Origin of the sequence: Halomonas sp. ATBC28 (assembly GCF_005937175.1) — a bacterium.
In the GTDB taxonomy this organism is placed as follows: Bacteria; Pseudomonadota; Gammaproteobacteria; order Pseudomonadales; family Halomonadaceae; genus Vreelandella; species Vreelandella titanicae.
The window spans coordinates 167,648-176,736 of the sequence record NZ_VCQL01000011.1; the positions used below are offsets into that span (position 1 = coordinate 167,648).

At 56.5% G+C, this 9,089-nt stretch carries 9 protein-coding genes; 2 read left to right on the forward strand and 7 right to left on the reverse strand.

Annotated elements, in window-relative coordinates:
• Positions 1-101 precede the first annotated feature (101 nt).
• The 7 genes from E0L35_RS14430 to nrdR form a co-directional block, all read right to left on the reverse strand.
• Complete coding sequence (locus E0L35_RS14430; protein WP_022519723.1) at positions 102-575, reverse strand: phosphatidylglycerophosphatase A; 474 nt, start codon at positions 573-575, stop codon at positions 102-104.
• The gene (gene thiL / locus E0L35_RS14435) at positions 572-1,573 is read right to left on the reverse strand and encodes a thiamine-phosphate kinase (protein ID WP_022519724.1); all 1,002 of its coding nucleotides are present in this window, start codon (positions 1,571-1,573) and stop codon (positions 572-574) included. Before thiL ends, E0L35_RS14430 begins: the two co-directional genes overlap by 4 nt.
• Positions 1,574-1,609: 36 nt before the next feature.
• Positions 1,610-2,104 carry a transcription antitermination factor NusB gene (gene nusB, locus E0L35_RS14440; protein WP_007114491.1) on the reverse strand — a complete coding sequence of 165 codons (495 nt, stop codon included), beginning with the start codon at positions 2,102-2,104 and terminating at the stop codon, positions 1,610-1,612.
• Entirely contained in the window at positions 2,101-2,589 is a 489-nt protein-coding gene (gene ribE, locus E0L35_RS14445) for a 6,7-dimethyl-8-ribityllumazine synthase (protein WP_007114490.1), read from the reverse strand. The genes nusB and ribE overlap by 4 nt, the downstream gene beginning before the upstream one ends.
• Before the next feature lie 18 nt (positions 2,590-2,607).
• The gene (gene ribBA / locus E0L35_RS14450; protein WP_027958809.1) at positions 2,608-3,774 is read right to left on the reverse strand and encodes a bifunctional 3,4-dihydroxy-2-butanone-4-phosphate synthase/GTP cyclohydrolase II; all 1,167 of its coding nucleotides are present in this window, start codon (positions 3,772-3,774) and stop codon (positions 2,608-2,610) included.
• A gap of 87 nt (positions 3,775-3,861) precedes the next feature.
• Positions 3,862-5,037, reverse strand: coding sequence for a bifunctional diaminohydroxyphosphoribosylaminopyrimidine deaminase/5-amino-6-(5-phosphoribosylamino)uracil reductase RibD (gene ribD, locus E0L35_RS14455; protein ID WP_022519726.1), 1,176 nt, complete (start codon positions 5,035-5,037; stop codon positions 3,862-3,864).
• Entirely contained in the window at positions 5,034-5,525 is a 492-nt protein-coding gene (gene nrdR / locus E0L35_RS14460; protein ID WP_022519727.1) for a transcriptional regulator NrdR, read from the reverse strand. Before nrdR ends, ribD begins: the two co-directional genes overlap by 4 nt.
• 211 nt (positions 5,526-5,736) lie before the next feature.
• On the opposite strand from nrdR, the gene E0L35_RS14465 reads away from it, so the two are divergent.
• Both E0L35_RS14465 and dsbG read left to right on the forward strand, forming a co-directional pair.
• On the forward strand, positions 5,737-7,503 hold the full coding sequence (locus tag E0L35_RS14465; protein WP_138800641.1) for a sugar phosphorylase: 1,767 nt from the start codon (positions 5,737-5,739) through the stop codon (positions 7,501-7,503).
• A gap of 219 nt (positions 7,504-7,722) precedes the next feature.
• Positions 7,723-8,505: a thiol:disulfide interchange protein DsbG gene (gene dsbG, locus E0L35_RS14470; RefSeq protein ID WP_138800642.1), complete on the forward strand. Its 783-nt coding sequence runs from the start codon at positions 7,723-7,725 to the stop codon at positions 8,503-8,505.
• Positions 8,506-9,089 lie beyond the last annotated feature (584 nt).

A 9,089-nucleotide genomic window follows, 5' to 3' on the forward strand; every position in this document is an offset into this window, starting at 1 on the left:
GCTCGAAAAAAGTTATCAACCGCTCCTGATCACTATTCACCACTCACCACTCACCACTCACCACTCACCACTCACCACTCACCACTCACCACTCACCAAGCTTAGTGTAGCCAGAACCACAGGTGCATAGTACTCCAGGCGTAGGCCCCAGCCATCACGTCATCGATCATAATACCAAAGCCGCCCGCCACGCGGCGGTCAGCCCAGCGAATCGGCCAGGGCTTAAAGACATCGAAGATGCGAAATACCACAAATCCCCATAGCGCAGCCTCCCACGAAAAAGGCACCGCCGCCATGGTTAGCCAGTAACCCACAAACTCATCCCACACGATACCCGAGTGGTCGTGTACCCCTAAATCGTGGGACGTTTTATCACATAGCCAAACGCCAATAACAAAGGTGACAAAACAAATACTCAGGTACCACCCCAGGGGCAGTTCCGCCATCATCCAGTAGAACGGAATGGCCGCTAGCGTGCCAAAGGTACCCGGTGCCCAAGGCACAGCGCCGCTGCCTAAGCCAAAGGCAAAAAAATGTGTTGGACGGCGCCAGACACTTTTAGGTGCACGATTCATGGCGCTTCCCCACTAAAATGCTGCCAGCCGGCATAGCCGCTGACATAACGACTCAGTTCACTCTGGCCAGAGGCAGTAACGCCTAACGCTTCACTACAGTGGCCAATGACGGTCAGCGCTAGACCCAATGGCGCTAAACGCTGTTGCGCCTCTGCGACGTCGTCAGCGCCGAGGGTAACAAGCAGTTCGTAATCATCCCCGCCTGAAAGTGCCGCCTTTAGTGCAGCTTCCCGACCTAGGGAGCTTTCCAGTTCGTCCGCCAGTGGTAAGGCGTCTAGCGCGATGACGGCTCCGACCTGCGAAGCGTCGCGAATATGCGCCAAGTCGGCCAGTAGCCCATCGGAGATATCCAGTGCAGCGGTGGCTAAGTCGCGCAACGCCAGGCCCGCCGCTAAGCGCGGTTGTGGCAATAGGTAGCGACTTAACAATGGATGCGCCAGATCGCGCTCGCCCTGCTGCCAAAGCGCCAGCCCGCCTGCCCCACCACCTAGTGCACCGGTGACAGCGATCAGATCTCCCGCCTGGGCACCGCTACGGGTCAAGGCTTCGCCCACCGGGAGTTCACCCATCACAGTAACGCCTATGGAAAGCGCACCGGAAGTGACATCGCCCCCCACCAGCGTGGTGGCGTGCTGCTGACAAAGCGTATGAAAGCCTCGCGCATAGTCTGTAAGCCAAGCATGGGTGGCTTCATCATTGGTAAACTGGCGCTGATCAAGGGTTAACGCCATCAAACACCAACGCGAAGTCGCCCCCATGGCGGCCAGATCGCTCAGCGCAACGGCCAAGGCACGGTGACCCACCGCAAATGCTGATGCTTCGCGGGGAAAGTGTACATCCACCACCGAGGTATCAACGCTCACGACCAACTGTTGGCCTGCTTGCGGCAACAGCAGCGTGGCGTCGTCTCCACATCCCAGTGTGACGCCATTTGACGCAGCCGACGCCTCCTGCGACGACATAAAGTAGCGTCGAATCAAATCAAATTCGGCAAGCACAAAGGCCCCTTAAACGCATTGTCATACCGCTCGCGTTCAGAGACGACGAGCGCTGACCTCGGCACTGCGCAAGCGAATAGCCAGCTTGTCGAGAATGCCGTTCACGTATTTATGGCCATCGGTGGCGCCAAATGACTTAGCCAGCTCAACGCCTTCGTTAATGACGACACGATAAGGTACTTCCATGCGGCGGGAAAGCTCGTAAGCGCCCAACCGTAGGATGGCCAACTCTACCGCATCGAGATCTTCTAAGCGGCGGTCTAGCAGGGGAGAGATTTCACGATCCAGTTCCGCTTTGAACCGCACGGTATTATGGAGTAACTCGTGAAACAGCGCCTTGTCGGCGATCTCCATCACCTTGACCCAATTTTCGTGATCTTCCAGGTCATCGTCGGCGACCTGGCTACGAAACTCGGCTTCAATGGTGGTAATAGATTTACCCGTCATGTGCCATTGATAAAGCCCCTGCACCGTTAATTCCCGCGCCGCGTGGCGGCCCTGCTGAGCGGCAGAGGGTTTACGCTCGCTCATTGGGTATCTCCTGACGGTAGCGCACGGAGCAGAGAGACCATTTCCATCGCGGCCATGGCAGCTTCGGTGCCTTTGTTACCGGCCTTGGTGCCTGCACGCTCAATCGCTTGCTCAATGGTTTCAACGGTTAACACACCATTAGCCACCGGGGTATCAAACTCAAGCTGTAAGTGATTAATCGCCGTATTACAGCCGCCCGCCACGTATTCAAAATGCGGTGTGCCACCGCGAATGACCGCGCCCAGGGCAATCACTGCGTCGGGTTTCATTACCTTCAACACGCGCTTCACCGCCAGCGGGAGTTCCCAGGCGCCCGGCACGTGAACAATGTGGATATGCTCGGCGTCGACACCGTGACGGGTCAAGCTGTCGACGGCGCCTTCCACCAGGCTATCGACCACGTGATGGTTAAAACGGCCGACCACGATGACATAGCGGCCATCGACATCAACAAACGTACCTTCAACTTGAGTGAGGGAGTGCATCAATTTATTCCTGCTGAATTAGTTCTGCTGAGAAGTTGGTTCATACGCCGTGTCATTAGGGCCCAGACGCTCTACGACTTCGAGGTCAAAGCCGGACAGCGCCGAAAACTTCCACGGTGAACTAAGTAATCGCATTTTACCCACGCCTAAATAGCGCAGAATCTGAGAACCGGTGCCGATGGTCAAGTAGTTACCGGCACCGTCGGAGTCGCTGGTACGCGGCTGGCGCACGCGATCCAAAAAGATATCCAGCTGGTCTTTCAAATCCTGGTGCGGGCGGCCGTCGTCAATCAACACAAACACGCCTGGCGCGGCACTGGCAATCTCTTCCAGCGCGCGATGGGCATCCCAGCGGCACTGTTCGTCTTTCATCAAGCCCATTACATCGCGCAGCGTATCAGTCAGATGCACGCGCACCGTGGTGGCCTGTTCCGGCGTGGGCTGACCGTTCACCAACGCCAAATGGTGAGCGCCCTGGATACGATCACGGAACACGTGCAGCTCAAGCTCGCCATGGGAGGTCATGACCGTTGACGCTTCCAGATGATCGATGGTCTGTTCGTTAACGATACGGTAGTGAATCAGATCCGCGATGGTACCGATCTTAATACCGTGCTCCTGGGCGAAGGCTTCAAGCTCGGGGCGGCGCGCCATGCTGCCATCATCATTCATAATCTCGCAGATTACACCGCTAGGGTCACAGCCCGCCAGTGCCGCCAAATCACACGAAGCTTCCGTATGCCCGGCACGGCGCAGCACGCCGCCCGGCTCGGCCATCAGCGGAAAGATATGGCCTGGCTGAACGATATCAGAGGGCTTTGCATTGGGTGCCACCGCGGCTTGCACGGTACGCGCACGATCTGCAGCTGAAATACCCGTCGTGACGCCTTCGGTTGCCTCAATGGAGAGAGTAAACTTGGTGCCAAAACCGGAACCGTTATCACGCACCATTAGCGGCAGATTAAGCTGCTCACAGCGGGCGCGAGTCATCGGCATGCAGATCAAGCCGCGGGCGAAACGGGCCATAAAGTTGATATGCTCGGCCTGCACTTTTTCGGCGGCCATGATGATATCACCTTCATTTTCGCGATCCTCATCATCCATGAGAATCACCATTTTGCCCTGGCGGATATCGTCCACCAGCTCGGCGATAGGGGCTAAGCCTCTAGAGGAGGGGTGCGCCATGGAATCTCCAATAAGTGTTGTCACGATAGCTTGTCAGGATAGGTTATCGAGAAAGAGTGTCGCGAGAGTGAGTCACGATTTTGCGCGTCAGGGTACCTTGCTCTCGCAAAATTCGCCAGATGCGCTAGTCGCTAGAGGGGATGCAATAATGCGCCAATCGCGCCCTACTGCTCGCATATCGTGAATGGTTAACCGCCGCTGATCGGCCATACGTGAGAGCCCTGGCAACGCAAAAAGGGGCCGCGCTTCGCCGCCTAACAGTGTGGGGGCAACAAACAGCTGTAGCTCATCGACCAACGCCGCATCGAGCATAGCGCCCGCCAATGTCGCTCCGGTTTCCACCAGCAGTTCATTAACCTGTTCATTTTCGGCTAACCACTGCAGCATTGCCACTAAATCGATACGGCCATCGCTACCGGCGGGCAACACCTGTACTTCAGCGCCCGCCTGAGTTAACCGTTCCCGCTTCTCTTCCAAGTGGTCTGATGTGGTGATCACTAGCGTACGCCCAGGCTCGCTTAAACAGGCTGCCGCCAGAGGTAGGCGCAAGTGGGTATCTAAAATCACCCGCAGGGGCTGGCGGTGAACCACTTGGTCTGCGTTGTTCAGCTGTAACTGCTCTGCTCGTAACGTCAGCCGAGAGTCGTCCATAATGAGCGACTCAACGCCGCTTAATATCGCGCTGGAGCGTGCCCGTAGCCGCTGCACCTGGGTGCGTGCTTCAGGCCCGGTGATCCACTGAGACTCCCCCGACCCCATGGCGGTACGACCATCTAGACTCATCGCCATTTTCAGGCGCACAAAGGGACGCTGCTGGGTCATGCGAGCAATAAAGCCGGGATTCAGAGCGCGCGCGTCACTCTCTAATAACCCCACCGCCACCTCAACACCCGCCTCTTCAAGCAGACGAATACCGCGGCCACTCACCTGCGGGTTCGGATCCACCATGGCAACCACTACCCGCGACACCTTCGCTTCCTGGAGCGCCACCGCGCAGGGGCCAGTGCGGCCGGTGTGGGAACAAGGCTCCAGGGTGACGTACGCGGTCGCGCCCAGGGCTTGCTCACCAGCATCATTCAACGCGTGAATTTCGGCGTGGGGTTCACCGGCACACAGGTGAAAGCCTTCACCGACAATCTGCTCGTCACGCACAATCACACAGCCGACCCGCGGGTTGGGATCCGTGGTGTATAAGCCTTTTTGCGCCAGTTGCAGCGCCCGCGCCATATAGCGGTGGTCGGCTTGGCTAAAGACAGCACTCATTTTGACGACTCGCTGCCATGGCCCAGTCGGGAAGAGGGCTCTTGGGACAGCCGGTCAATCTCAGCGCGAAATTCATCCAGATCCTGGAACTTGCGATATACCGAAGCAAAGCGGATATAGGCTACGTGATCGAGGGTTTTAAGCGCTTGCATGACCGACTCGCCAATATCACGGGCGTTGATTTCGCGATCGCCCCGGGCACGTAAGGTTTGGCGGATGCGCTCTACCGCCGCTTCAATGGCTTCTGCACTGACCGGACGCTTTTCCAGCGCACGCAACATACCTGCCCGCAGTTTGGCTTCATTAAAGCTCTCGCGGGAGCCGTCGGACTTCACCACCCGCGGCATTACCAATTCTGCGGTTTCGTAGGTGGTAAAGCGCTCTTGGCAGCTCGCACACTGGCGTCGACGGCGTACCTGATCACCATCCGCTACCAGTCGCGAATCAGTCACTCGAGTATCGTTTGCACCACAAAAAGGGCAATGCATGGCGGTCAACCTGTTGTCAGCTCGTGTCGGCGTACCGCACGAGTTAGCGTGTTATAACCTGTCAATGTGTGTGCTATTAATAGCGTTTTAGCAGTAGTAACTGCCACAAGCTAATGTATCTTAGCGTTTAAACGCGGTATCAACCTCGTATTGTAACGATTTGGCACACAAGCTGCAGCGTTTGTGGCAGATTGTTTATCAGGAGCTACCCATGCCCCCCTTTGAGCAGACCGTTAACGACTACCTCAGCCACCTTTATGGCCCCAGGGCGGGGGAAGTGCAGCGCCGTTTAAACCAGCGTCTAGCGCATTTTCAGTCGCTTGCCCCATTTTCATCCAGCTCCGGTAGAACCAGCACTAAAAATGCACCCTCTTGGAGCGAAAAAGATCAGTGGGTGATCAGCTACGGTGACTCGATTATTGAAGATGGTGTGCCGCCGTTGGCAGTGCTTAGCGATTTTCTTCAAGCGCGGTTGGGCGATCGCATCAGCGGTGTACATGTACTGCCCTTCTTTCCCTGGAGCAGCGACGACGGCTTTTCGGTGATCCACTACCGGGAAGTGAACCCCGATCTTGGTGATTGGTCGCACATCCGCGAACTCGCCAGCCATTACGACTTAATGGCCGACCTGGTGCTCAATCACGTCTCACGGGAGTCTCTCTGGTTTGTGGATTACCTGAGCGGCAGCCTGCCCGGCCGCGACTACTTTATCGAAGTCGATCCAGAGACCGATGTCTCCCAGGTGGTGCGCCCACGCAGCAGCCCGCTGCTGGTGCCCATTTCCACCCGGCGTGGCACCCGCTACCTGTGGGCGACGTTCTCCGAAGACCAGCTTGACCTGAACTTTGAAAATCCGGATGTGCTGCTGGAGTTCGTGGGTATTTTGCTGTTCTACCTGGAGCAAGGAACGCGGATTGTACGTTTGGATGCGGTGGCCTTTCTGTGGAAGCGGCTGGGTACTGCCTGCATTCACCTGCCGGAAACCCACACTGTGGTGCGGCTGCTACGAGCGATTGTGGATCACGTGGCCCCAGGTACCCTGTTAATCACCGAAACCAATGTGCCCCACCAGGAAAATATCAGTTATTTTGGCTTGGATCGGTTGCCAGCGGGGGACCCCAACGAAGCCCATATGGTGTATCAGTTTGCCCTCCCCCCGCTGCTATTGCACACCCTCACCCGGGGCGAAGCGAGCACCTTACAAACCTGGCTTGCCAGCCTTCCGGTACTGCCCGACCAATGCACCTACCTCAACTTTACGGCCAGCCACGACGGCATTGGCGTTCGCCCCTTGGAAGGTTTATTGCCCGATCACGAGCGGGATGCGCTGCTGGAGCTGATGCACCGTTTCGGAGGCTTTGTCAGCATGCGTAGCAACCCCGATGGAAGCGATACGCCCTATGAGATCAATATCACCTGGTTTGAAGCCATGCGCGGCACCCGCCGCGGCCCCGACCCGTGGCAGGTAGCGCGTTTTCTATGCAGCCAAGCAATTATGCTGAGTTTGCAAGGTATCCCCGCGCTGTATATTCACACCCTAACTGGCACACTCAATGACGTGGAAGGCGTTGAGCGCAGTGGGCGGCTACGTTCGATCAACCGCCGGCGCTGGCAGCGTAGCGAGCTTGACCTCCTACTCGATAGCCCGTCGACGCCCACTCACGATGTTTTCCACGCCTTAAACCGGCTATTAGACCAGCGCCGCAAGGAGCCCTGCTTTCACCCCAATGCCGCCCAGCGAGTGTTAGTCTCGGCACCGGAACTGCTGGCGGTAGAGCGCGGCCCGCTCCACGATGGTCGCCGGCTGCTAGCGCTGTATAACGTCACCGACCTACCGCTTCCTTTAGAGAATATGGGTGAGGCAGTTACCCAGGCACTTGAAAAACACGCCTGGCAAGCGCTGGATCCTGGCAACCCATGGATTCCCGAAGGCACGCTACCGCCATACGCGGTACGCTGGCTGGTAGCTGATCGTTAATGCCATTTCGTTAATACCATTGAGAAATCTAAAGTTTCAAAAACCGTAAACTTCAAAAACCGTAAGTTGCGACATATTGCCCCAGTTATAAAGCGCATAATCCCTAAATAATGTTGTGCTGCGATAATCGCAACACGGCATTATTTTAGGGATTGCCAGCACTAAGGCGGCGGTTATTAAATCTCTAGCCTCTCACTCTTATTCAAACAAGGCGCTGCAATGCACTTAAAACGTCACGCTGGCATAAGTGGTTTTCTCCTGCTGGCAGGATTGGTCGGCACCTCTGCGAGCTATGCCGATGAGCTACCCGCCCCTATTCAGGCACTTGCCGACCAAGGCTTGGAAATTCATGGTCAATTCGATGCCCCCGGAGGGTTGCGCGGCTACGGCGCCAGCGTGCAGGGCCAGGACATGGCGATTTACCTGACGCCGGATGGCGAGCACGCCGTGGTGGGTACACTAATGGATAATGAGGGGAATGACCTTACCGAAGCGCAACTGGATGAGCATGTACGTGCACCGCTAGAGGCACAAACATGGCAGCTATTAAGCGAAAGCCACTGGATACAGGACGGCAATGTGGATGCCCCCCGGGTGATTTACACCTTCACGGATGCCAACTGCCCCTACTGCCGTCAAATGTGGCAAGACGTTCGCCCCTGGGTGGAAGCAGGTGAGGTGCAGCTACGCCATATCATGGTAGGTATCTTAGCACCCGACAGCCCTGGAAAAGCAGCCGCTATTCTCGGCGCCGACGATCCAGCGGCGACACTGCATGCCCATGAAAGCGGCCAGCAGGAAATCGAAGCTAGTGCCCAACCGAGAGAAATTGAAGAGCAGGTGTACGCCAATAACCAGTTGTTCGAAGAGCTGGGCCTATATGCAACCCCCACTTCCGTTTTTCAGCGTGAAACAGAGAACGGGGCCGTGCGTCTTGACCGTATTCAGGGTATGCCCAGTGATGAGCGGCTGATCGAGATGATGGGCAGTGAAACACCTTGATGAACTTAGCCTGCCACCGCTAGCTGAGATTGCCGCGTCGCTGCGCTCCTCGCAATGACGTAGGTGATGTCATTGAAATCCTTCACCTGTCATTGCGAACGTAGTGCAGCAATCTCGGGGTTAATCTGCCACTGCCAAAGATTGCCGCGTCGCTGCGCTCCTCGCAATGACGTAGGTGATGTCATTGAAATCCGCTACCTGTCATTGCGAACGTAGTGAAGCAATCTCGGGGTTAATCTGCCACCGCCGCCAAAGATTGCCGCGTCGCTGCGCTCCTCGCAATGACGTAGGTGATGTCATTGAAATCCTTCACCTGTCATTGCGAACGTAGTGCAGCAATCTCGGGGTTAATCTGCCACCGCCAAAGATTGCCGCGTCGCTGCGCTCCTCGCAATGACGTAGGTGATGTCATTGAAATCCGCTACCTGTCATTGCGAACGTAGTGAAGCAATCTCGGGGTTAATCTGCCACCGCCGCCAAAGATTGCCGCGTCGCTGCGCTCCTCGCAATGACGTAGGTGATGTCATTGAAATCCTCTACCTGTCATTGCGAACGTAGTGAAGCAATCTCGGGGTTAATCTGCC

What these genes read in the sequence shown, in the direction of transcription:
- E0L35_RS14430 (WP_022519723.1), bottom strand. Translation starts at nt 575, where the DNA reads ATGAATCGTGCACCTAAAAGTGTCTGGCGCCGTCCAACACATTTTTTT.
- nusB (WP_007114491.1), bottom strand. Translation starts at nt 2,104, where the DNA reads ATGAGCGAGCGTAAACCCTCTGCCGCTCAGCAGGGCCGCCACGCGGCG.
- ribE (WP_007114490.1), bottom strand. Translation starts at nt 2,589, where the DNA reads ATGCACTCCCTCACTCAAGTTGAAGGTACGTTTGTTGATGTCGATGGC.
- ribBA (WP_027958809.1), bottom strand. Translation starts at nt 3,774, where the DNA reads ATGGCGCACCCCTCCTCTAGAGGCTTAGCCCCTATCGCCGAGCTGGTG.
- ribD (WP_022519726.1), bottom strand. Translation starts at nt 5,037, where the DNA reads ATGAGTGCTGTCTTTAGCCAAGCCGACCACCGCTATATGGCGCGGGCG.
- nrdR (WP_022519727.1), bottom strand. Translation starts at nt 5,525, where the DNA reads ATGCATTGCCCTTTTTGTGGTGCAAACGATACTCGAGTGACTGATTCG.
- E0L35_RS14465 (WP_138800641.1), top strand. Translation starts at nt 5,737, where the DNA reads ATGCCCCCCTTTGAGCAGACCGTTAACGACTACCTCAGCCACCTTTAT.
- dsbG (WP_138800642.1), top strand. Translation starts at nt 7,723, where the DNA reads ATGCACTTAAAACGTCACGCTGGCATAAGTGGTTTTCTCCTGCTGGCA.